21 protein-coding genes and 1 riboswitch are annotated in these 24,304 nt (G+C 39.5%); of the genes, 12 read left to right on the top strand and 9 right to left on the bottom strand.

Annotated features, from left to right (window positions below; translation table 11 throughout):
• Positions 1–7: 7 nt before the first annotated feature.
• From AC6H0V_RS12435 to AC6H0V_RS12425, 3 genes are all read left to right on the top strand, one after another.
• A complete protein-coding gene (locus AC6H0V_RS12435) occupies positions 8–1,162 on the top strand; it encodes a S41 family peptidase (RefSeq protein ID WP_497560507.1) in 1,155 nt (384 codons plus the stop codon).
• A 1-nt stretch (position 1,163) separates the two neighbouring features.
• A complete protein-coding gene (locus AC6H0V_RS12430; protein ID WP_497560506.1) occupies positions 1,164–2,087 on the top strand; it encodes an NAD(P)-dependent oxidoreductase in 924 nt (307 codons plus the stop codon).
• An 80-nt stretch (positions 2,088–2,167) separates the two neighbouring features.
• Complete coding sequence (locus AC6H0V_RS12425) at positions 2,168–2,644, top strand: OsmC family protein (protein WP_497560505.1); 477 nt, start codon at positions 2,168–2,170, stop codon at positions 2,642–2,644.
• Between the two features lie 96 nt (positions 2,645–2,740).
• Here the strand turns inward: AC6H0V_RS12425 and AC6H0V_RS12420 are convergent, their stop codons facing one another.
• Positions 2,741–4,621 carry a M1 family metallopeptidase gene (locus tag AC6H0V_RS12420; RefSeq protein WP_497560504.1) on the bottom strand — a complete coding sequence of 627 codons (1,881 nt, stop codon included), beginning with the start codon at positions 4,619–4,621 and terminating at the stop codon, positions 2,741–2,743.
• A gap of 223 nt (positions 4,622–4,844) precedes the next feature.
• Here AC6H0V_RS12420 and greA point away from each other — a divergent pair, with 223 nt between their 5' ends.
• Positions 4,845–5,318: a transcription elongation factor GreA gene (gene greA / locus AC6H0V_RS12415; protein WP_497560503.1), complete on the top strand. Its 474-nt coding sequence runs from the start codon at positions 4,845–4,847 to the stop codon at positions 5,316–5,318.
• 76 nt (positions 5,319–5,394) lie between these two features.
• Positions 5,395–5,784 (top strand): HIT family protein, encoded by a 390-nt coding sequence (locus AC6H0V_RS12410; RefSeq protein WP_497560502.1) that lies wholly within the window; start codon positions 5,395–5,397, stop codon positions 5,782–5,784.
• 194 nt (positions 5,785–5,978) lie between these two features.
• On the opposite strand, the gene AC6H0V_RS12405 is transcribed toward AC6H0V_RS12410, so the two are convergent.
• The 3 genes from AC6H0V_RS12405 to rsgA all read right to left on the bottom strand — a co-directional run bounded on the left by AC6H0V_RS12405 (position 5,979) and on the right by rsgA (position 7,902).
• Positions 5,979–6,320 (bottom strand): nucleotide pyrophosphohydrolase, encoded by a 342-nt coding sequence (locus AC6H0V_RS12405; RefSeq protein ID WP_497560501.1) that lies wholly within the window; start codon positions 6,318–6,320, stop codon positions 5,979–5,981.
• Positions 6,321–6,417: 97 nt separating this feature from the next.
• Positions 6,418–6,870, bottom strand: a complete 453-nt coding sequence (gene dtd, locus AC6H0V_RS12400; protein ID WP_497560500.1) for a D-aminoacyl-tRNA deacylase — start codon at positions 6,868–6,870, stop codon at positions 6,418–6,420.
• Positions 6,871–6,981: 111 nt separating this feature from the next.
• Complete coding sequence (gene rsgA, locus AC6H0V_RS12395; protein ID WP_497560499.1) at positions 6,982–7,902, bottom strand: ribosome small subunit-dependent GTPase A; 921 nt, start codon at positions 7,900–7,902, stop codon at positions 6,982–6,984.
• 81 nt (positions 7,903–7,983) lie between these two features.
• Between rsgA and AC6H0V_RS12390 the strand changes: the two genes are divergently transcribed.
• The 6 genes from AC6H0V_RS12390 to thrC all read left to right on the top strand — a co-directional run bounded on the left by AC6H0V_RS12390 (position 7,984) and on the right by thrC (position 14,734).
• Complete coding sequence (locus tag AC6H0V_RS12390; RefSeq protein ID WP_497560498.1) at positions 7,984–8,175, top strand: hypothetical protein; 192 nt, start codon at positions 7,984–7,986, stop codon at positions 8,173–8,175.
• Positions 8,176–8,232: 57 nt separating this feature from the next.
• Complete coding sequence (locus AC6H0V_RS12385; protein WP_497560497.1) at positions 8,233–8,697, top strand: hypothetical protein; 465 nt, start codon at positions 8,233–8,235, stop codon at positions 8,695–8,697.
• A 12-nt stretch (positions 8,698–8,709) separates the two neighbouring features.
• Positions 8,710–9,564 (top strand): hypothetical protein, encoded by an 855-nt coding sequence (locus AC6H0V_RS12380; protein WP_497560496.1) that lies wholly within the window; start codon positions 8,710–8,712, stop codon positions 9,562–9,564.
• Positions 9,565–9,879: 315 nt separating this feature from the next.
• On the top strand, positions 9,880–12,330 hold the full coding sequence (gene thrA / locus AC6H0V_RS12375) for a bifunctional aspartate kinase/homoserine dehydrogenase I (RefSeq protein ID WP_497560495.1): 2,451 nt from the start codon (positions 9,880–9,882) through the stop codon (positions 12,328–12,330).
• Positions 12,331–12,396: 66 nt separating this feature from the next.
• Positions 12,397–13,326 carry a homoserine kinase gene (locus AC6H0V_RS12370; protein WP_497560494.1) on the top strand — a complete coding sequence of 310 codons (930 nt, stop codon included), beginning with the start codon at positions 12,397–12,399 and terminating at the stop codon, positions 13,324–13,326.
• Between the two features lie 100 nt (positions 13,327–13,426).
• Complete coding sequence (gene thrC / locus AC6H0V_RS12365) at positions 13,427–14,734, top strand: threonine synthase (protein ID WP_497563379.1); 1,308 nt, start codon at positions 13,427–13,429, stop codon at positions 14,732–14,734.
• 164 nt (positions 14,735–14,898) lie between these two features.
• Here the strand turns inward: thrC and AC6H0V_RS12360 are convergent, their stop codons facing one another.
• The 5 genes from AC6H0V_RS12360 to murQ all read right to left on the bottom strand — a co-directional run bounded on the left by AC6H0V_RS12360 (position 14,899) and on the right by murQ (position 22,402).
• Positions 14,899–15,852, bottom strand: coding sequence for a methylenetetrahydrofolate reductase (locus tag AC6H0V_RS12360; protein ID WP_497560493.1), 954 nt, complete (start codon positions 15,850–15,852; stop codon positions 14,899–14,901).
• A 121-nt stretch (positions 15,853–15,973) separates the two neighbouring features.
• Positions 15,974–19,672: a methionine synthase gene (gene metH / locus AC6H0V_RS12355; protein WP_497560492.1), complete on the bottom strand. Its 3,699-nt coding sequence runs from the start codon at positions 19,670–19,672 to the stop codon at positions 15,974–15,976.
• 234 nt (positions 19,673–19,906) lie between these two features.
• Positions 19,907–20,021: riboswitch (SAM riboswitch) on the bottom strand.
• Positions 20,022–20,149: 128 nt separating this feature from the next.
• Positions 20,150–20,896, bottom strand: coding sequence for a Bax inhibitor-1/YccA family protein (locus AC6H0V_RS12350; RefSeq protein WP_497560491.1), 747 nt, complete (start codon positions 20,894–20,896; stop codon positions 20,150–20,152).
• Between the two features lie 35 nt (positions 20,897–20,931).
• Entirely contained in the window at positions 20,932–21,498 is a 567-nt protein-coding gene (locus AC6H0V_RS12345; RefSeq protein ID WP_497560490.1) for a hypothetical protein, read from the bottom strand.
• 97 nt (positions 21,499–21,595) lie between these two features.
• Entirely contained in the window at positions 21,596–22,402 is an 807-nt protein-coding gene (gene murQ / locus AC6H0V_RS12340) for an N-acetylmuramic acid 6-phosphate etherase (RefSeq protein WP_497560489.1), read from the bottom strand.
• A gap of 285 nt (positions 22,403–22,687) precedes the next feature.
• Here murQ and AC6H0V_RS12335 point away from each other — a divergent pair, with 285 nt between their 5' ends.
• A complete protein-coding gene (locus AC6H0V_RS12335) occupies positions 22,688–24,295 on the top strand; it encodes a S41 family peptidase (RefSeq protein ID WP_497560488.1) in 1,608 nt (535 codons plus the stop codon).
• Positions 24,296–24,304 lie beyond the last annotated feature (9 nt).

The following is a 24,304-nucleotide window of genomic DNA, read 5'->3' as shown; positions in this document are numbered from 1 at the left end:
TATTGATATGAAAAACCTCATCCTACTCCTTTTCTTAAGTGCATTTGCACTAGGTGCAAAGAGCCAAGTGCTGAAAAATAAAGAGGATCTAGAATTCCTTTACCAAGCAGTCCAAAAACTCCCTTCTTACAAAGACCAGGTTAAAACAAATCCTAAGCTTAAATTCGATCTTGATAAAGATTTTACCTTCTCAGAGAATGAAGATCTATTTGAAGTTTTTTTAAAATTATATGCGCTTATTGAGCCAATAAGGGATAATCACTTAACTTTTTACAGCAATCCGGATTCTACTTTTGCTAAACCAAATCTGTTTGAAATTAATAAATCGGTAATCGATTCGGTCTTAAGTGCCGGAAAACCAACCGATAGTGTGTGTGGCACCTATTACGCAGGAAAGTATAAATTTCTTATTTTTAAACTAAACCATGAATTTATTAGTGTAAGCGAATTTGAAGGACGATATTTCACACAGTTTATGCTTCATGAAGTTACCCCGAACCACTTTGATCAAATTGGATTTGTGAAACAAGGAGGAGGGTATGTGTTAAATAGAAATATAGTTTATACCAACGGTAGATTGGTTGGGACCCCCTATAAAAAATATTTGACGAATGATTTTGTAAGCTTGCCTACTGCTGCACCAAAATATGATTTTAAAGAGATTGGGGGTAATATTGCGTATCTGAGATTGGGAAGTTTTTCTACCAACCCAGAACATATTGCAGAGTCTATCAGTTTTTTTAACGGGATTAAGATCCCTAATTCAACTGCAGACCTCATTGTAGATTTGCGAAACAATGGTGGAGGGGGTTATAAGACCTCTAAAAAATTTCTAGATCTTATTCAAGATTTTCGTGGCAAGGTCCATCTGCTAGTTAATGGTTATACAGTAAGTAATGCAGAACAATTTACCATTGATTTGATGAATAATCCCAAGGTATTCATCTACGGGGAAAATACAAGAGGTACAATATGCTACGGAAGCAATACGGATGTGGTATTAAAAACACCTAGTAAAAGGTTTAATTTTTATATTACAGATATGAGGGCCAGAACACAAGATCTACCCTATGAAAGTATAGGTATTAAGCCGCAGATTAACCTAGATCCCTTCAAAAAAGATTGGGTAGAACAAGTAATTGATCATATAAAACAAAATTAGGATGAAGATTTTAATAGTTGATGATCTTCATCCCGCATTTGCGGAAATGGCCAAATCTTTGGGATTTGAGGTTGATGACCAACCCTTAATTAGCAGGGCCGAAACCTTGGCTATTGTGAAAGATTATGTTGGAATAGCCGTTCGCACCAAATTTAAGATCGACAAAGAGCTTTTTGATGTTTCTCCCCAGTTAAGATTTGTGGCTAGGGCCGGGGCTGGTTTGGATAACATAGATGAAGTAGAAGCAAAAAAAAGGAACATTCAGCTAATAAACGCGCCAGAAGGAAATAGGGATGCCGTTGGTGAGCATGCGATCGGAATGTTGTTATCGTTAATGAACCATTTTCGCAAGGCGGACGCAGAAATTAGAAATTGGATTTGGGACCGCGAGAGCAACAGGGGATACGAATTAAAAGGGAAGACCGTTGGTTTAATTGGCTATGGTTTTATGGGGCAAAAGATGGCACGTAAGCTAGTCGGTTTTGAAGTAAATGTAATTGCTTACGATAAATATAAAACCGGTTTTACCAATGAATATGCCCGGGAAGTAAGTATGGAAGAAATTGTAAAACATAGTGATGTGCTGAGCCTTCACATTCCCCTAACCCAAGAAACAAAACAAATGGTTAACGACGAATATCTTTTCCATTTTAAGAAACCGTTATTTTTTATTAATACCGCCAGGGGCGAAATTGTAGATACGAAAGCCGTGCTCAATAAAATTTCTGAAGGAAAGATTTTAGGCGCCGGACTTGATGTGCTCGAGGTAGAAAAATTCCCGATGCTCGGTGAACAGACATGGTATAATGAGCTAATAGCCACAGGTAAAGTAATTTTAACTCCACATGTTGGGGGGTGGACCTTTGATTCGTATCGTAAAATTTCTGAAGTTTTGGCACAAAAGCTAGCTGAAATGAAATTATAAATCGCTAGATTAGCGATAAGCGATAAGCGATAGGCGTTCTGCTCGCCCAACGCTCAACGCTAATCTCTTAACTTACTGTTATGGCAAAAGAACATCAATATAGAACCAATTTAGTTTGGGCGGGCAATAAAGGTTCTGGTACAATGGATTACCGTTCTTATGATCGTGATTTTGTAGTGTCAATTGAAAATAAAGCCCCCATTTCTGGATCATCGGATTCTGTTTTCTTAGGGGATAAAACCAAGTATAACCCCGAAGACCTTTTACTTTCGTCTATTTCTTCTTGCCATATGCTTTGGTACCTCCACCTTTGTTCTAAGAACGATATTGTAGTTATGGAATATAAGGACAACGCCGTGGGTACAATGGTTGAAAACGCGGATGGCAGTGGGCAGTTTAGTGAGGTGATCCTTCAGCCTCAAGTATTGATCTCTAAAAAGGAACAGATAGAACAAGCCAATGCACTGCATGAAGAAGCAAATAAAATGTGCTTCATCGCTAATTCTTTAAACTTTCCGGTAAAGCACGAACCCAAGTGCACTGCGATTAACCAATAATTAAAACCATTGATTGTCAGTCTGAGCTTGTCGAAGACGATGAGATCTAAAAAGATCATTTTGTTTCGACAGGCTCAGCATGGCACCTTAGCTTAATTATTTTGCGGGATTAACCCAATTATTATCGTTCGGCGTAGCATCCATAAAAATTCCTCCATCAAGCATTATAGATTTAATTTTCTTTGTGCTACTCATATTTACCGTCGCTATTTTCTGGTTAGATTTCCAAATCAAAGGTGATTGGTGCAAGGTCTGTTTGCTGTCGTCAGCAAACGTTACCACCACATCGAACGGAATAGCGAAACCACCTTCATTTTTAATGGCCACTGCATTTTTGCCAGCACTTGATGTTACTTTCGTAACTGCCAAATCAATATAATTGTTACTAAAGAACCAATTCTGGAAAAACCAGTTTAAATTCTGTCCGGAGCCAGTGTTCATGGAGTTAAAATAATCCCATGGGATAGGATGTTTACCATTCCAGTTATCCATGTACGTGTGCAATGCTTTTTTGAAAAGTGCATCGCCCAGCATATCTTTTAAAGCTAAATAGGATAGTGAGGCTTTTCCATAAGAGTTGTTTCCATAACCTGCGCCAGACAATTGGGTTGACAAGGAAATAATAGGCTGATCTTCTTCTGTAGACTTATCTTTAATGTAGCTGTTTACCCTAAAACTTTTATAGAATTTGTCGGCAGATTCTTTTCCATATTCTGAAATTCCGATCAGGTACTCTAATGTTGTAGCCCAACCTTCGTCCATAAATGCGTATCGGGTTTCGTTAATACCCATGTAGAATGGAAAATAAGTGTGTGCAATTTCATGGTCTTGCACCAACTGAGCAAATTTTGGATCTCCCATTTGCGAATCGTTCACCATTCCAGGATATTCCATATCGGCAAAGCCTTGAAAAGCGGTCATTTTAGAAAATGGATAAGGAACACCTGGCCAATTACTTGAAAACCAGCTCAGCGCATAATTATTGTTTTTAACGGAATTTACGAAATCGGTTCCCTTAATGTCATAAGCCGCCTGTGTGCTTACTCTTCTGTTCGTTTTATTGTCCACAACAACACTGCCCGCATCCCAGATATAGGTGCTGCTCACTGCAAAGCACACGTCAACAATATGGTTTACCGAAAACTTCCAGGTGTTCCAGTCGTTCTGAAGGGTTACCTTTCCTGATTTCATTTCTTGCTCAGTAGCCACATGGATAACCTCATCGCTTGTGTAAGATTTTTTTAATCTCGCAGCAAATTCGGGTTGTAGTACTTCGTCGGGATTTAATAAATCGCCTGTGGCATATACGACATAATTTTTTGGAGCTTTAATGGAATACACATAATCGTTAAAATCATTATAGAATTCTTGGCGATCGGTGTGTGGCAATCTATCCCATCCATTATAATCGTCGTAAACCGAAACTCGTGGGTAGCTATAGGCTACAAACATGGTGGTTGCGTCGATTTGCCCTTCGCGGCCACTTTCTTTAGACAATGGGTAGTTCCAATCAATATTCAAAGCTGCTTTCTGCTTTGGCAACAGAGGCGATTTTAGCCTTACTTCGCCTGTGGTACCCCATGATTTTGCGTTTACATTATACACTTCTCCGTTTATCTTGAAGCTGGTAATCGTTAGTCCCGCAGATAGAAAATCTTCATTTACCGAACTTCCTCTAGACGAAGTGGGCTTATGCAGATTGTTTACGAAACGAATGGTAATCGATTTCAAGGTATCCGGACTATTATTGGTATAATCTATGGTTTCGGTGCCAGTTACAACTTTCGTGTCGGGATTTACGGTAATTTCCATGTGGTATTTTCCATGGTTCTGCCAATAATTTTTCCCTGGTTTACCGTCTGCCGAACGTGTTCCTTTTTGATAAGCCGCTTTAATGTTGCGGGGTACATATAGATCTTGCGCAAATGCTGTAGAAAAACTTACTGCAAAGAGGAGAATAATAACTAGTTTCTTCATTTGATTTTTTGTTTAGAACCACTAATCTAAATAAAATACAACGATGCCCATAACTGTTGCTTTATTTTTACACAAGGCGAAATTCCTTATTAGTTTTATTTTAAAATATTTGCTTTTGTAAGAATTGCCTTATATCTTCGTTTTACTTGAAGCAAGACTATGTAGGCATTACGCCGATATAGTCTTGTTTGTTTTTAGGAGATTTTATAAACAACAATTAATTATGTCAGAGGTAACTTATTATACCCAAGATGGTTTAGATAAACTGAAGGAGGAATTACACAGGTTAAAAACTGTAGACAGAGCGGCAATATCTAAGGCTATTGCCGAAGCTAGGGATAAAGGCGATTTATCTGAAAATGCAGAATACGATGCAGCTAAAGAAGCTCAGGGATTACATGAAGCTAAAATTTCAAAAATGGAAGCCACCTTATCAACCGCAAGGCTGATAGATGAAAGTAAGCTCGATCTCTCGAAAGTGTTAGCGCTATCTATTGTAAAAATAAAAAATATTAAAAACGGAGCAACGATGACTTACCAATTGGTGGCAGAAAGCGAAGCGGATTTAAAAACCGGAAAAATTTCTGTCAAGTCGCCAATTGCCCAGGGGCTTTTAGGTAAATCTGTTGGCGATACCACAGAAATACAGGTTCCTGCCGGAAAAATGGAGTTCGAGATCCTAGAGATCTCGAGATAAGCGTACTGCGTTTGGCTCCCGATACTATCGGGAGAGCGGTCTATACGCTTAACGCCAAACGCCTAACCCCAAACATATGTCAATCTTTTCAAAAATCGTAAGCGGAGAAATCCCAGCATATATTGTTGCAGAAACAACCGAGTTCATGGCCTTTTTGGATGTAAACCCATTAGTAATGGGCCATGTATTGGTTATTCCGAAAAAGGAAATCGATTATATTTTTGATATGGACGATGCGACTTATACAGGTTTGACCATTTTTGCCAAGGTTGTAGCCAATGGACTTAAACAAGCTTTCCCCTGTAAAAAAATTGGGGTAGCAGTAATCGGGTTAGAGGTGCCCCATACGCATATCCATCTTATTCCGATGAACAATGTAGGCGATATAAATTTTAGCAAGGAGAAATTAACCCCTTCACCGCAGGAACTCTCGGAAGCTGCGGCTAAAATAAGGGCTACTTTTTAATTATTTTAACCACCCCTGCCTGCAGGCAAGGAAGGCACCTTAGTACACAAGTTTAGTTAATCAATCGGTTTTGAGGTTTCACCATCTAAGATCAAAGAAAATATCTTAGTTTTAAAACCCAATCCCTGGACTTATCGACTTTTGGACTACTCTTCATCTTAGTGTTAAAATTATATCTTCGGACGTCCGGACTCTCAGACTTTCGGACTCGGGTTTATCTTCTCATTCACCCTATGCCTTTCCCCATCTCTAGTTGTTTTTTTCTCTAGATTTTTGATAAATGCAGCATTTAGATCAATACCGGTCTGGTTGGCAAGGCAGATCAGCACAAAAAGTACATCGGCCATTTCATCAGCAAGATCTACTTTTTCATCACTTTTTTTAAAGGATTGCTCGCCATATTTTCTAGACATGATCCTAGCAACTTCCCCCACTTCCTCCATTAATATAGCAGTGTTGGTAAGTTCGTTAAAATAACGGATGCCTGTGGTTTTTATCCATTGGTCAACTGATTGTTGTGCTTCTGATAGAGTCATGATGTTTTAAGGGTTGTAAGGTTCTAACGTTTAAAGGTTGAAATGTTAAGGAACGGCAAATCTTGATCTTGTAATCTTAATCCTGCTAATCCTAGTGTTATTCTTTATTCTTAGTATCAACTATGATCGTAACCGGGCCATCATTTAACAATTTAACCTTCATATCCGCTCCAAAAATACCACATTCAATTTTTTTGCCTAGCAAGGCTGATAATTGTTTAATCATCTGCTCGTACATAGGGATGGCTTTATCGGGTTTTGCTGCTCTGGTAAATCCCGGGCGGTTTCCTTTTTTGGTAGCCGCAAACAATGTAAACTGACTGATCAATAAAATGTTGCCATCAATATCTGCCAAAGATTTATTCATCAAATCATTCTCATCACTAAAAATCCTCATATTGGCAATCTTTTGGGCCAACCATTCAAGATCTTCGTTGGTATCTGAATCCTCAATTCCTAATAAAACCAACAATCCTGCCCCGATTTCACCCGTAAGTTGATCATTTACCTTACAACTTGCTTTTGTAACCCGTTGAATTACTGCTCTCATACTAGGATTTATAGGATTATAAGATTATTGGATTGTAGGATTAAGTTTATCATGGAGTTAATATTTAGTACTCTTTTATAACTGCAGCTGTTAATTGTCCACTGACACTGCTTATGCTCTTGTATCATTATTATGAAATATACTTAAATAACTTTCATAGCGGCTTACTTCAATCTCCCCTTCTTCCACTGCTGTGATAATGGCGCATCCTGGTTCATTAATATGTCTACAATTATTAAAACGGCATTGATTTAGGCGTTCTCTCATCTCTACAAAATAGTGGCTCAATTCTTCGGGCTTAATGTCAAAAACTCCCAATTCCCGTATTCCAGGGCTATCAATTAAATAGCCCCCAAAGGGTAAGGTGTGCATTTCGGCGAATGTTGTAGTATGTTGACCTTTATCGCTCCATTCAGAAACTTCCCCGGTCTTGATTTCGAATCCCGGAAGCAGGGCATTGATCAAACTCGATTTGCCTACCCCTGAGTGACCAGAAAACAGTGTGGTCTGATCTTTTAACAAAGCCTCTATCTGTCCAATATTGGTGCCTTTTAAAGCAGAAACTTCATAACAAGGATAGCCTATCTTTTCGTAGATCGATTTATACTCGGCCAAGATTTCAAGTCCTTGCTTACTAAAAAGATCAAGTTTATTAAAGATGAGGCAAGTAGGAATGCTATAGGCTTCTGAAGTAACCAAAAAGCGATCGATAAAGCCCAGAGACGTTCGGGGCGAAGCCAAGGTAACAATCAAAAATGCCTGATCTAAGTTAGCAGCTATAATTTGCGCCTGTTTAGAAAGGTTTATCGATTTACGAATAATGTAGTTTTTACGATCATGTAAAGTGTCAATTATCCCATTATCAGAATTGGGCTCAAGTTCGAAACCTACTTTATCTCCCACAGCAATGGGATTGGTAGTTTGGATCCCCTGGATCCTAAATTTCCCCTTGATCCTACAATCGTAATTATTGCCATCTTCGGCATAAACTTGGTACCAACTTCCGGTTGATTTGATGACTAATCCCTGCATTAGAGCAAATGTAAGGAGAAAATATAAGATGTCCCATAGGGATGCCTTTGGCAGAAGATGTAAAATGTAATATGGAAGGGTATGAAAAGCGATGACAATGCCATGGGTGAAGGGAAAGCCCTGCTGTTGGTTTCAATCTTGCGACGTCCTTCTCCACATCATTTACTTAAAGATCACTTTGACAGTATATTTCTCGCAAGTATTTCCACTACCATCAGGTTTAGAGAAAAAAAGGCAGTGCAAGAAACAAAAGTTGAATGGGGCAAATACTAGGCTTAATTAAGTCCTAATTATTTTATATTAGTCCAGAAGTTTGATTTCTTTAATTAATTGAAACAATTAACCCTAAAATACTTCGTCATTTTCTTAATTGGTGCGTTCCTAGAATGGGGATTGGTAAGCATGGGACTTCTGCCCAAGTATATCGGTAAGTTCAATATTGATGGTATGCTGATTACGCTGCTCTTAATTATTTTCTTTGTGGCTTTGCAAAAGGCCATGATTAAGCTCGATCCTTTTGAAAGTGTGTTGCGCCTGACTTTACATGGACTGGCTATTTTTACCGTAGGTGAAATTATAGTCCAGACGATAAGAATTTCATTTATGCCGAAATATACCTTTTCAGATAGCGTAAATCTATTTCTTCATTCAACCAGTGCACCAACTTTATTTGCCTTTGCTTTATCTTTTTTTGTTGCCTATCACCTTAAGACAAAAAAGACAGGAAATCTCATAGTTTTTATCCTCTTATTTCTAGCTTTGATTTATGTTACAAAGGTAATGCACATGTTTTAATAGCTTCAATAGATGATTCGGCAGTCCACTTTTTATATTCTAATTGCTATTTCATTTTATTCTTGTTTGCAAAGCAAGAAAGAAAAGGCAGTGAGCACACCTAAAAAAGCAGACTCTGTTTCCATCTCAAGCAAGCAAAAAAAATATGATGCCGAAGATTTATTAGATAGCTTAAACCTAGACCAGGCATTAAAACATGCAGTCAATATAGCTGCCCAACATGTTACAGCAGATAATTATTCGGAGAAATATGATACCCAGCCCTTAGATAGCTCATTCGTTATCACCAACGAAATCAAAATGGGGCATCTTTTCTCCAAAACAGATAGGCATTTATTAATTAGAAGTATATATTGGGATAATTTTGCCAACATTGATCTTTATCATATAAAGGGCGGCAAATTTATTCCACTTGTACATAGAGAACATACAAGTCTTGGCTATGTAGGCGATGAGATTAAAGATGTAAACGGTGATGGATTAAGGGATTTCTTGGTGCATTCTTATTCAAATACCGGATGTTGTAGGAGAAACGTTTATCATGTGTATCTGAGAAAGGAAAATAATGGATTATTCACAGATGAGTACACATTTATGAACCCCACCTTCTCTCCAAATGAAAAAGTTATCCGAGGGATAGATTACGGACATCCTGGTGAGGTGGGAATGTACAAGTATAAATGGAATGGATTTAAAGTGGATACCATCGAATTTATTAGACCAGATCCAACAGATACTATCCATAGATATTATGTTAAAACCCTCAGATATCGGTATTATGAAAATCCTAAAAAGATCATCAAACTAAAAAGTGTTCCAGAAGAGTACAGGCATATCGAAAGTTTTGAGTGGTTTAATGATTATTAATTCCGAGGATACCATAGCTAAACTCAAACCATAAGTCTATCAAATCCGTCGTTAAAAATTTAGCAACCTAAAAGCCAATTCGATAAAAATTTTTAATTATTTTCAAATAATGCTTGACATTGTTAAAAATTATCCCCTACTTAGCGGTGTAGAAAATACACTAAGAAAAAATGATTTTAAATAACAGCATTATTACCATTATTACATCAACAACAGGCCAGTGCCTGATGGGGAAACGCTAGTGGTTTAATTGAACACAAAACATACAGAAAGCGCCCCGAAATTCGGGAGCGCTTTTTTTTTAGCCCTTAAAAAATGAACATACTAAAATTTGGCGGAACATCCGTAGGTTCCATTAAAAGCATTAGCGCAATCCTAAACATCCTTGCTAAAGAAAATCAGCAAGCAAACAAACCTGTTGTTGTCCTTTCGGCAATGAGCGGTGTTACCAATCTTCTTACCACGATGGCCGAAAAGGCTGCTAGAGCGGAGGACTATAGTGCAGAATTACTCAGCATTGAAGATCGGCACTTTGAAGTGATCAGGGCATTATTGCCTGCATCGGCCCAAAACCCTGTTTTAACAAAGCTTAAGATTTATTTTAACGAATTGGAAGAATTGTTACAGGCCATTTATAATCTTCAAGAATTAAGTCTACAGGCCAAAGACTTGGTGCTTAGTTATGGCGAACGTTGCAGCACATTTATGGTATGCCACATTGCAAAGCAGCAATTCCCAGAAGCATTTTTTGCCGATGCCGTTCAATTTATAAAAACCGATGGCAATTTCGGTCAGGCGAAAGTAGACACCCAGCTTACCGACTTTTTAGTAAGAGATTTTTACGAAACCCATGCCGATAAAATGTTATTTGTTACTGGCTTTATAGCTAGCAACGATGCTAACAGGGTAACTACTCTGGGCAGGGGAGGGAGCGATTATACGGCGGCAATTTTAGGCTCGTCGTTAAATGCTTCCGAAATACAGATCTGGACAGATGTAAATGGAATGATGACGGCTGATCCACGCATGGTAAAAAAAGCGTTTTCTTTAACGGAATTGAGCTATATCGAGGCTATGGAGCTTTCGTATTTCGGAGCGAAGGTAATTTATCCACCAACCATGACCCCTGCATTTTTAAAGAAGATACCTATCGTAATCAAAAACACGTTCGATCCCGATTTCGAGGGCACTTATATCTGTCACGGCGCAAAACCATCGGCATTGCCTATAAAAGGTATTTCTTCAATAGACGAAATCAGTATTATCAATTTGGCTGGTAGTGGAATGGTAGGGAAGGCTGGATTCAGCGGTAGACTTTTCTCTTTATTATCGCGTGAGCAGATTAATGTAGTATTAATTACCCAATCTTCTTCAGAACATAGCATCACTTTTGCGGTTAAACCGAGCGACGCCATTAAGGCCGTAAAACTGATAAACAAAGAATTTGATCTCGAGTTACAAGCACAAAAACTACAGGAACCAGAAGTTGAGGATGGCTTATCGGTGTTAGCCATTGTGGGCGAAAATATGAAGCGTACACCCGGTATTTCTGGAAAACTGTTCCATGCTTTAGGGCGGAATGGTGTAAATGTACATGCCATAGCCCAAGGTTCTTCAGAATATAACATCTCGGTTATCCTTGCGAAAGCAGATTTATCAAAAGCGGTAAATGCAGTTCACGATGCTTTTTATACCGAACTTAATAAAACGCTGCATATCTTTTGCTTAGGTACTGGTAATATTGGTAAAACCTTATTTAAACAATTACAGATCCAAATGCCTTTTCTGGCAAAAAATAACGATTTGCAGGTAAAAGTGATGGGCGTTACCAACACACGAAAAATGCTCCTATCATCAAATGGAATTGCACTCGAAAATTGGGAAGAAACTTTATCATCCACCGGAGAAACCGCTAACCTGGAGAGTTTTGTTGCCCAAATGAAATCAATGAATTTACCAAACTGTGTGTTTGTTGATAATACAGCAAGCCCTCAACCCGTGCCATTTTATCAAGGTATTTTCGAATCAAGCATTTCTGTAGTTACCTGTAATAAAATTGGAAATTCGGGAAGTTTAGCCCAGTACCAGGCCTTTAAAAACACAGCACGCAAATTCGGTGTAGATTTTTATTACGAAACCAATGTGGGCGCCGGACTGCCAATAATCAGAACACTAAAAGAGCTGATGATGAGCGGAGATAAAATTGAGCGGATTGAAGCCATCCTTTCGGGAACAATTTCTTATATCTTTAATCACTTTAAGGGCGATGCGGCCTTCCATGAAATTGTTAAGGAGGCACAGGAAAAAGGATATACGGAACCCGATCCTAGGGATGATCTAAACGGCAAGGACTTTATGCGAAAAATGCTGATTTTAGCCCGTGATGCCGGGTATCCCTTTGAAGAATCGGACGTAAGTATCCAAAACATGTTGCCCGAATCGTGCTTGAAAGCACCAACCGTTGAAGAGTTCTATAAACAGCTGGAAGCAAATGCCGATTATTTTAACCAATTAAAGAAGGAAGCCGAGTCGAGCAAAAAAGTGTTAAGGTATATCGGTAAGCTCGAAAACGGTAAAGCCGCTATTACCCTACAGATGGTTGATGAAAACCACCCATTCTATATGCTCTCTGGAAGTGATAACATTATTTCTTTCACTACAGATCGATATAATCAGCGACCTTTGGTAGTGAAAGGACCTGGAGCAGGCGCCGAAGTTACCGCTGCGGGTGTATTTTCGGATATTGTAAATGTTGGCACGTTGTAATGTTAAAATTAAAATGATTTATAAACTGTCGCAATACGCAATACGCCCTACGCTATACCAATTTATATGAAAGAAATAAAAGTTTTCGCTCCTGCCACTGTAGCCAATGTGGTGTGCGGATTTGACGTACTCGGTTTTGCGGTAAACGAACCAGGAGACGAAGTGGTAATGCGCCTTGTTGACGAGCCAGGTGTACGATTATTGAAAATTACAGGAGATGATGGTAAACTTCCATTAGACGCCAAAAAGAATACGGTAAGCGTTAGCGTTCAACATTACCTTAATCACTTAAACAGACCCGATCTTGGCATAGAAATAGAACTCCATAAAAAAATGCCCATTGGCAGTGGTTTAGGGTCTAGTTCGGCAAGCACTGTAGCGGGGCTGTTTGCCATTAACCAGTTGATGGGTAATTTACTGTCTGCACAGGAACTCGTACCTTTTGCCATGAAGGGCGAAGAATTAGCCTGCGGTTATGGGCATGCGGATAATGTAGCTCCAGCTTTGATGGGAGGTTTTGTGTTGGTGCGTAGTTACGAACCTTTGGATCTGATCGCATTGCCAACACCATCCCACCTTTTTGCAGCGATTGTTTATCCAGAAGTGGACGTGCCTACAAAAGACGCAAGGCAGATGATCCGTTCTAAAGTACTGTTAAAAGATGCGGTTATTCAGTGGGGAAATGTAGCGGGCTTGGTTGCAGGACTATATACCAACGATATTGATCTAGTAGGGCGAAGCATGAAAGACGTTTTGGTAGAACCGGTAAGATCTATACTGATCCCAGATTTTTATGTCTTGAAAACATTGGCAATGGATAATGGTGCAGTAGGATTCGGAATCTCTGGATCTGGCCCCTCGGTATTTGCTTTAACCAAAGATGAGGGAACCGCAAGAAAAATAACCCAGTTGCAACAGCAGCACCTCACTAAATTAAATATTAATAGCAAAGCATATGTTTCTTCGGTAAATGCGGAGGGACCAAGAATAATGTAATAGGTAAGATGGAAGATGGAAAATGGAACTGTGCAATTTTCCATCTTCTGCCAAAGGCATCGCTCAGGGACATCTTCCATTTTCCATCTTCCATAAAATGATGAAACTATACTCAACCAACAACCCTTCTCTAAGGGTCTCATTTCAAGAAGCCGTTTTTAATAGCATGCCCCAGGATAAAGGCCTGTACATGCCGTTAGAGATTCCGGTTCTATCGAAAGATTTTATAACACATATAGAAAAATACTCCTTAAGTGAAATTGCGTTTGAAATTGCATCTGCTTTATTAAAGGATGAAATCCCACCATATGCCCTGAAGGCGCTTATTGATGATGCCATAGATTTTGATGCCCCATTGGTGAAACTGGGAAACGAAACGTATGTTATGGAATTATTTCATGGACCATCGTTAGCATTTAAAGATTTTGGAGCACGGTTTATGAGCAGGGTGATGAGCTATTTTTTAAAAGACGGCGAGCAGCTTCTTGATGTATTGGTAGCTACGTCTGGCGATACTGGGGGCGCCGTGGCCCTGGGATTTTTAGGTGTTCCCAACACTAGGGTAACCATTCTTTTTCCGAAAGGGAAAGTAAGTGATGTGCAAAGGCTGCAATTAACCACTAATGGGAAAAATATAAGGGCAGTCGCTGTTGATGGTACTTTTGATGATTGTCAGGCATTGGTTAAACAAGCTTTTTCAGATAAGGAACTCAACAAAAAATTGAGGTTAACCTCAGCTAATTCTATCAATATTGCCCGATTAATTCCACAAACCTTTTATTATTTTAATGCCTATGCCCAACTAAAGAGACAAGGTATTACCAAAGTTATTTTCTCTGTACCAAGTGGCAATTTTGGAAATATTGGCGCCGGACTCCTCGCTTATAAAATGGGACTTCCTGTACAGCAATTTATTGCTGCAACAAATGCAAATGATACCGTTCCAAGATTCTTGGAAACCGGGCTTTACGAAACAAAACCATCTGTACAAACCTATGCCAATGCCATGGATGTGGGGGCACCAAGTAATTGGGTACGTATTATGGATCTTTTTAAGCAAGATAGATCAGCAATTTTGGCACTCGTTAAAGCCTATCGTTTTACGGATGAGCAAACCCTGAATGCAATTAATGAAATCTATAATACGTTTAACTATATTGCTTGCCCGCATACTGCAATCGCTTGGTTAGCAACAAAAGCTTTTATGGCCCAAAATCCAAGTGATGAATCTGCGAAAATATTCCTCTCAACTGCGCACGCTTGCAAATTCCCTGAAGTTTTCCCAAATCATATTTCTGCAAAAATAGAATTGCCAGCCCAGGTGCAAAACTTAAAAAATAGCCCAGAACTTTATGATGAGCTTGGACAAGATTTTGAAGGGTTTAAGGATTATTTGCTCAAGAGATGATCATCCTGGGTATGCAACCACATAGACACATAGAAAACATAGGAAAGAAACTAAACTATGTGTCTATGTGGTCGTAAGGTAGATGTTTTATCTACCAAGAAACATAGCCTAGAAACTAACAAGAAACTGAACTATGTGTGCTATGTTTCTATGTGATTATTGATTTAAAAAATAGCTCTAGCGATCTGTTTTGTTTGTTCTGGTTTTCCCATGGTGTAAAAATGCAATACGGGAACACCGAATTCGATCAGTTCTTTACATTGTTTGATCATGGCTTCTGTTCCAATTACTTTTGCATCAGCATTAGTTTTAGCATGGGATAGGGCATCAGTTAATTCGTCAGGTAAATCGATATGAAATATTTTAGGTAGCACATTTAACTGAGAAAGCGTGCTAATGGGTTTTAAGCCCGGTATAATGGGCACATTAATCCCGTTTTCCCGGCATTTTTTTACAAATTCGAAATATTTTTGGTTATCAAAAAACATTTGGGTAACGATAAACTCTGCACCCATATCAACTTTCTGCTTCAGGAATTTAAAGTCCGCATTTAAATTCGGGGCTTCAAAGTGTTTTTCGGGATATCCGGCAACACCGATGCAGAAATCACTTTTAAATGTTTCTATATCTTCGTGCAAAAACTTTCCTTCGTTATGGTTTTTGATATGCTGAACTAGATCTGTTGCGTAACAATGACCGCCGGGAGTAGGCACAAATGAACTGTCAGCGGCCCGCGCATCGCCCCTTAAAGCCAATACATTATCAATACCTAGAAACTGTAGATCTATTAACGCATTTTCAGTTTCTTCCTTGGTAAAACCCCCACAAATTAAATGGGGAACGGCATCGATTTTATATTTATTAATGATTGCGGCACATATTGCAATGGTACCCGGACGTTTACGGTAGGAGACCTTTTGTAATAGACCATTTCCCTGTTCTTTATAAATGTAATCTTCTCTCAATGAAGTTACATCAATAAAAGGCGGGTTAAATTCTAAAAGTGGATCAATAGCATCATAGATCCACTGAATGCTTTGCCCTTTTATTGGTGGTAGCAGTTCAAATGAGAATAAGGCTTTGCCGTTTGCGTTTTTTATATGGTCGGTGATTTTCATTTTTGGTATAGCGTAATGAATATTGCATATTGAGACAGTAATCCAAAATATATATTATACTAATCATTTCTTGAGTTCTCGTTTGCGATTTGTCTCTATACGCAATACGCTCTACTCAATACTAATAGGCCAGATTAGGACTCATCCATCGTTCTACCTCTTCTATATCCATGTTTTTTCTAAGTGCATAATCCTCAATCTGGTCTTTGGTTATTTTTCCGAGTCCGAAATAACGTGATTGTGGGTGTGCAAAGTAAAACCCGCTTACTGCAGCGGCAGGGTACATAGCAAAACTTTCCGTTAAGCGTAAACCGATTTTATTTTCTGCATCCAATAGGTTAAATAAAGTTTCTTTCTCGGTATGGTCCGGACAGGCCGGATAGCCAGGTGCTGGGCGGATACCTGCATATTCCTCTTTGATTAACTCTTGGTTGCTCAAATTTTCATCTTTGGCATAACCCCAATATTCTTTACGTACCAGCTCATGCATCCGTTCTGCGAAAGCTTCTGCTAAACGATCTGCTAATGCTTTGGCCATGATGCTGTTATAATCATCATGATTTCTTTCAAATTCTGCTACCAGTTCGTCACAACCAATTCCGGTAGTAACCGCAAATCCACCAAAGTAATCTTTGATCCCTGTTTCTTTTTGGGCAACAAAATCTGCAAGTGCATAATAAGGTTCACCAGCCATTTTTTCCGCCTGTTGGCGAAGAGTGTGAATGGTTACGCGTTTGGCGCCGGGCGTTAGGCGTTCTGTGTCGCTTATCGCATCACGCTCAACGCTTAACTCGATGTCGTCTCCAACCGCATTTGCGGGCCAAAATCCTATAACGCCTTTTGCGGTTAGCAATTTCTCGTTAACAATCCGATTTAGTAAAACTTGGGCATCATCAAATAATTTCTTGGCTTCGATCCCTACAAACTTATCATCAAAGATCTTTGGATAGCTACCACGAAGCTCCCAGGTGTGGAAAAATGGGGTCCAATCGATGTAAGGAACGAGTTCTTCCAATGGATAATCGTCAAAAACTTTGGTTCCGGTAAATGTTGGAGCTGTAATTACCCGATCAAGTTCAATTTGAAATTTATCAGCTCTTGCTTCCTCGATTGTTTTGTAACGTTTATCAGAGCGTTTATTTAAATGTGCTTCTCGTGCCTTATCATATTCGGCCCGGATGCCATTTACATACTCCTCTTTAGCTTCTGGATTCATTAAGGTGCTGCAAACCGTTACACTTCTTGATGCATCCAATACATGGATTGCCGGCCCAGAATAGTTAGGTGCAACCTTAACTGCGGCATGGATCCGAGAAGTGGTAGCGCCACCAATAATTAACGGAATAGTAAATCCTTCGCGTTCCATTTCTTTGGCAAAGTGAACCATTTCATCCAGTGAAGGTGTGATCAATCCACTTAGCCCGATAATATCTGCATTAATCTCTTTGGCTTTTTTAATGATATCCTGCGCAGGAACCATTACGCCCATATCTACAATCTCAAAGTTATTACAGGCTAAAACTACGCCTACAATATTCTTTCCAATATCATGAACATCACCTTTTACAGTGGCCATTAGTACTCTTCCCGCTGATGAATTTTGGTCTTGATCTGGATTATCCAGCTTTTCCTGCTCTATAAAGGGCAACAGGTAGGCAACGGCTTTTTTCATTACCCGCGCCGATTTAACCACTTGAGGCAAAAACATCTTTCCGGCCCCAAAAAGATCACCAACAATGTTCATTCCGTCCATTAACGGTCCCTCGATTACCTGAATTGGCCTAGCATACAGCCTACGGGCTTCCTCAACATCATCATCCAGGTATTCTACTATCCCTTTTACCAAAGAGTGCGATAACCTTTCTTCCACTGAACCTTTGCGCCATTCTTCATCCCTAACAATCTCCTTGCCCTTGCTTTTAATGGTATCGGCAAATTCTACTAATCGCTCGGTAGCATCATCCCTTCTGTTTAACAATACATCTTCAACCCGCTCTAACAACTCTGGTGGAATTTCCTGATAAACTTCAAGCATTCCCGCGTTTACGATCCCCATATCTAAGCCAGCTTGTATGGCGTGGTATAAAAATGCCGAATGCATTGCTTCTCGAACGGTATTATTACCTCTAAATGAGAAGGATATATTAGATACGCCACCACTTACTTTGGCATAAGGAAGATTTTGTTTAATCCACCTTGTGGCATTGATAAAGTCTACGGCGTAATTATTATGCTCTTCTAAACCAGTTGCTACGGTTAAGATATTGGGATCGAAAATAATGTCCTGTGCAGGAAAACCGATCTCATTTACCAAGATGTCATAACTTCTTTTACAGATTTCTTTTCTTCTTTCAAAATTATCTGCCTGGCCCTGCTCATCGAATGCCATCACTACAACTGCAGCGCCATATTGCATAATTTTTCGGGCACTTTCTCGGAATTTATCTTCACCTTCCTTTAAAGAAATTGAATTTACGATCCCTTTGCCCTGCATGCATTTTAAACCATCCTCAATAACTGTCCATTTAGAAGAATCCACCATGATAGGCAGTTTGGCGATATCAGGTTCTGAAGCAATGAGGTTTAGGAATTTAGTCATGGCCGCCTCCGAATCAATCATTCCCTCATCCATGTTTACATCAATAATCTGCGCTCCTCCTTCTACTTGTTGTAGGGCAACGGCAAGTGCAGCTTCGTAATCGCCACCTAAGATAAGTTTAGAGAATTTGGGCGATCCAGTGATATTGGTACGTTCGCCTATATTTACAAAAATGCTTTCGGGGGTAATGGTAACCGGTTCTAATCCGCTTAAGCGTAAATAGGGTTCTATGGTTGGAATTTTTCGGGACTGTATTTTCCTTGCTTTTTCGGCGATACAGCCAATGTGTTCGGGGGTAGTGCCACAGCATCCGCCAACTATATTTACAAACCCAGAAGTGATAAAATCTTCGACCAAGTGAGCGGTTTCATGAGGCAATTCATCATAGGCACCGAACTCATTTGGCAAGCCAGCATTGGGATAGGCAGAAATGTAACATCCCGCTTTTTCAGAAAGCTCCTCGATATGTGGACGCATTTCTTTAGCACCTAAGGCACAGTTAAAGCCAACGCTAAGCGGATTGGCATGGCTTATTGAGTTTAGGAAAGCTTCGGCGGTTTGCCCAGATAATGTTCTGCCTGAGGCATCAGTAATGGTACCAGAAATCATGATTTCTAGTTTCCTGCCAACCACTTCCTCATATTTTTTGATCGCCACGATTGCGGCTTTACAGTTAAGCGTATCAAAAATAGTTTCAATTAAAAGTACATCCGACCCTCCATCAACCAAACCGCGCACCTGCTCATAGTAAGCGGCCTCCAGTTCATCAAAATAAATGGCCCGGTAACCTGGGTCATTCACGTCGGGCGACATAGAAAGGGTTCTATTGGTAGGCCCCACTGCGCCTGCTACAAAGCACTTCCGATCTGGGTTGGCTGCCATAAATTCGGTTACTGCCGCTTTGGCAATTTTGGCCCCTTCAAAGCTCATCTCATACGAGAGTTCTTCCATTTGGTAATCGGCCATAGAAATTCGTTGCGTACTGAAGGTGTTAGTTTCAACAATATCAGCCCCCGCTTTTAAATATTCGAGGTGGATGGCCTTGATTATGTCTGGTCTTGTAATATTCAGCAGGTCATTATTGCCTTTTACATCACAGGGATGATCCTTGAAGCGCTCGCCCCTAAAGTCGTCTTCGGTTAGGGTATAGCGTTGGATCATGGTGCCCATTGCACCGTCTATTACTAAAATTCGTTTTTGTAGCTCTTCTCTAATATCCATTTAGTATTGCGTAGAGCGTAGAGCATGGGGCGTGGAGCATTTTATTACTCTTTAACTTAACTCTGAACGCTATTCTTTAAATAATAAGTAGTTCCAATATCAAGTGTTTCTTGATAAGCGTACTACATTTTATATCTGGAAGATTCAAATACATACCCAGCACGACGGCTCTCGATATTTTACGCACTATAAGATAATTTAATGACTTATTCAGAAAGATAGACTATCGTCTAAAACTTATCTTTCCCAATTCCCACAACTAATTGGAACTGGATAGAATGTAGCACCTTGTAAGCACAGGTTGCTAAGACATCTTAGGGTCTAATCCCTCCGCCTTTCTTTATAAGCAATACAAAAATGCAATAAAGCCTTGTCAATTCCAAAAATACACGAATTAAACCAAATAAAATTACAAAGGCCATGCAAATATGCACGGCCTTCGGTATAATGTTTGGATTGATCGTAAAAGCTTAGCGCCTATTTTCTGCTTCCAAAAATGCGTAGCAAGAATAAAAAGATATTAATGAAATCCAGATACAAAGAAAGGGCGGCCATGATGGCTAGCTTTTTTGAATCCGTGGCTACCATTTGATCCCCACTTTCTTCTATGCCCAGGCCTATTCTTTTTATTTTTTGTACATCATAAGCCGTGAGTGCAGTAAAGATAGCGACGCCGAAAAAACTCATGATATAATCAAATCTTTCGCTTCCTATAAACATATTTATAAGACTAGCAATCACTAATCCCACAACACCAACCATTAAAATTGGTCCAAATTTGCTTAAATCCACTTCTGTAGTATAACCTAGAAAAGCCATAACTCCGAATACTCCTGTTGCTGCAACAAAACACGCTACAACTGATCCGAGGTTATAAAAAATCAAAATAGAGCTTAAACTAACTCCCAATAATATAGCAAATAAGGCAAAGACACCTAGTAAAGAAACAAATGACAATCTGCTAAATCCAGCACCCATCAAAAGAACCAAACCTAGCGGTGCAAACGTAGCAATGTAGCCGAGTGTTGTAGGTTTACCTGTTTCTAGGTTTCTAATCAATCCCTGAGCACCTGGTAAGCTGTTCATGAATAACGCAGCCAAAGTTGATAAACTTAGCGCCACAAACATCCATAAAAATACATTGGCGAAGAATTTTTTCGAAATGCTTCCTTCTTCAATTTGGATAACACTATCATCTTGATAGTTATAATTTTGTTCGTTCATTGATTATAATGATTTAATAGTATAAAAATAAGCGTTTAATTTAATCTTTTTGTCAGTAATTCTTCAACTTTTTTGTAAAACTGCCGGGGCTTTAATTTCCTCCAATGCAGTTCGTCCAGTTCTCCTCCAAAATTAATGTAATAGTCGATGCTATTATCGCGGAACTCTTTGATTACATGTTCATTAAAGTTAATCCCAGCAATCCAGCCTTCTTCCACATCCTGAAACCATTCTTCGTAATAACTATCATCTGAAGCATGGAAATTGAGCACGTTTTCTCCGATTAGGATAAACTTGGTTACGCCCTCATCAACCATTAGCTCTATAATCTCTCTTTTTAGCAGCATGATGTCGTTATTAATCGCATCATTCCATTCGCCCATCAATTCTATTATCGCATACTGCTTTTCGTAGTCTACAAAAATAACTTTGATGTATAGCGTGTTCGAGCCGAATGCGTCCCATTGGGGGTGAATAAGGAAATTATAAAGCTGCTTGTCGAAGTAAAATTCTGAGTATTCTGTATTAAAGAATGGAGATCGCTCATCTTCTGCGGCAATATAATCATCTCTCCATAAGTAAAAGGGTTCTATTTCGTGCATTAGCGTGTGGCTTTAGGAGACTAGCGTTAAGCGTTTGATAACGCAATTGATTAATTTATAGAATTGGTTTTTACGCAAGACGCTTAGCGCCAAACGCTTATCCCTTGCTCGCCTCAACTGCTTTCCTTACGCTTCCGTATTTGTTCAATAAGTCTGCAGCCTGATCATGGTCGATATTCAATTCGGCCATTACCATTTGCGTTCCGCGATCAACCAATTTGTGATTAGTTAACTGCATATCTACCATTTTATTGCCCTTAACACGTCCCAGTCTAATCATTACCGTAGTGCTTAACATGTTAAGTACTAGTTTTTGTGCGGTCCCCGATTTCATCCGTGTAGATCCCGTTAAAAACTCTGGTCCTACTACCACTTCTACCGGATAATCTGATTCGGCAACAATTGGTCCACCATTATTGCAAACGATGCACCCCGTTAAAATCCCGTGTTTACGTGCCGTGTTTAAACCTCCAATTACATAGGGAGTTGTGCCAGAAGCTGCTAGCCCCACCAACGAATCCTTTTCGTTGATGTTATATTCCTGGAGATCGATCCATGCTTGTTCAGCATCATCTTCGGCAAATTCTACAGCCTTTCTGATAGCGGTGTCTCCGCCAGCAATAATGCCAACAACGCTATCAAAAGGCACTCCAAACGTAGGTGGGCATTCTGAGGCATCAACAACTCCTAATCTACCGCTGGTGCCAGCGCCAATGTAAAACAGACGGCCTCCTTTGGCCATTCTTTCGGCAATTGCCGATGCCAGTTTTTCTATTTGCGGCAATGCTTTTTCAACAGCAAGGGGTACAGTCTGGTCTTCTGCATTAATACTTAATAAAATGGTTAAAACAGACATCTTATCAATATCATTATATTTGGATTCCTGCTCGGTTACTCTCTTCATGGGTATGATTTATGTTAAAGATGGTTAATTTCTCAATTAACAGGAAATATTATCTATAAAATCCTTGCAATTTTAGAGAGAAGATTACAGCCATCCAAATATTTGTCTTAAAATATTCAAAAAACTAAAAAGTAGCCTGTTTTAATTCAATTTAACATCATAATTCTCATCTGTTTGTAAATTGTTCTTTTTTAGGGGGATTAGCCTTGCATGATTTTGATATTCATGGAGTTACAAACTTGCTATAATGAGGGCGGTTTCATAGCTTTGTAAAGCCGCTACGCAATGAAAAAGAACACTCGTATTAATATCCTTATTGCATTAACCTATTCAATTACCTTGATAGGTGGGATGTATTTGGGCTATAAATTTTTAAAAGATCAAGGCTTTAAGATTCAACGAGATGCCCGCTATGCGGATAACAACGCGCAAAAAGTAGAAGATATTATCCATATTATTAATAAAAACTACGTTGACGACGTGAATGCCGATAGTTTACAGCATTTGCCCATTGATAGTTTACTGCACCAACTCGATCCGCATAGCATGTATTTGCCGGCTAATGAAGCATTTGAGCTTTCGGAAACTTTAGAAGGAAATTTTGAGGGAATTGGGGTAGAATACTACATTTTGAATGATACCTTGCTGGTAACAAATGTCCTTAAAGACGGACCAGCATTTTTAGCTGGAATAAAGCAGGGCGACAAAATAGTTAAGATAGACAGTATTACCGTAAGTGGGAAGGCGCTGCCCCGATCAGAAATGATGGGAAAGATTAAAGGCAAGAGCGGAACCCCAGTTCAGATTACCCTGTTGCATCCAGGCTCTACTGCGCCAACGATGTATACCATCAAGAGGGGGCGGGTTGAGGTGAGTAGCATTGACGCAGCCTACATGATGAATGCCGAAACTGCCTACATTAGGATCAGTAAATTTGGCGCCAATACAGACGAAGATTTTGTGAATATGGTGAAGAGCCTTAAAACCAAGGGCATGAAAAAACTAGTGCTCGACCTTAGGGACAATGGTGGAGGATATGTTACTGCGGCTACCGGATTGGCAAATCAATTTTTACCAGAAAACAAGCTCATTGTATATACCGAGGGTAAACATGAGCCCCGTACCGATTATTTTACCACTGGAGGTGGAGAATTTGAACAGGGAAAACTAGTGGTTATCATTAACGAGAATTCTGCCTCAGCTAGCGAAATTTTTGCCGGTGCCATACAGGATCTTGATCGCGGTGTTATTGTTGGACGAAGATCTTTCGGAAAAGGATTGGTGCAAGAACAATTCGCCTTTGAAGATGGTTCGGCACTTAATCTCACCATTGCTAGGTACTATACTCCCCTGGGACGAAGCATCCAAAAATCATACAAAAAGGGTTACGCCGCCTATCAACATGAGTTAGAAGATCGGTATACAGATGGAGAGCTTACCGCAAAGAATGTTAAAACAAAAGACAGTCTTCAAAAAACAATAGCTTATGTTACGCATGGCGGAAAGAGGGTATATGGCGGCGGCGGCATCCAGCCTGATGTTTACGTGAAACTGGATACCACCGGATACACTAAATTTTATTCCAGTCTGGTAAGCAAAAAAGTGCTGGTAGATTTCGTATTTGATGTGTTGGCGTATCGCTATAATCCCACCTTTTTATCTCAGAACTTAACCACCTTTTCTATTAGCGATAGCGATTTTAAAGATTTTGTTAAATATGTCCAAACGAAACATATCCCTGTTAACAGTAAACAGTTGACAGATTCAAAGGCGCTGATCTATAATGATCTAAAAGTTATGCTCTATAAATACCACTTGGGCGATGAGGGATATTACAAAGCGCATAACCTAAACGATAATATGGTTAAACAGGCGTTGATGAGTGTTCAATAGGCGTGGAGC

The sequence above is a fragment of the Pedobacter sp. NO84 genome, from assembly GCF_059703915.1.
This window is presented reverse-complemented; position numbering and strand designations above follow the sequence as displayed.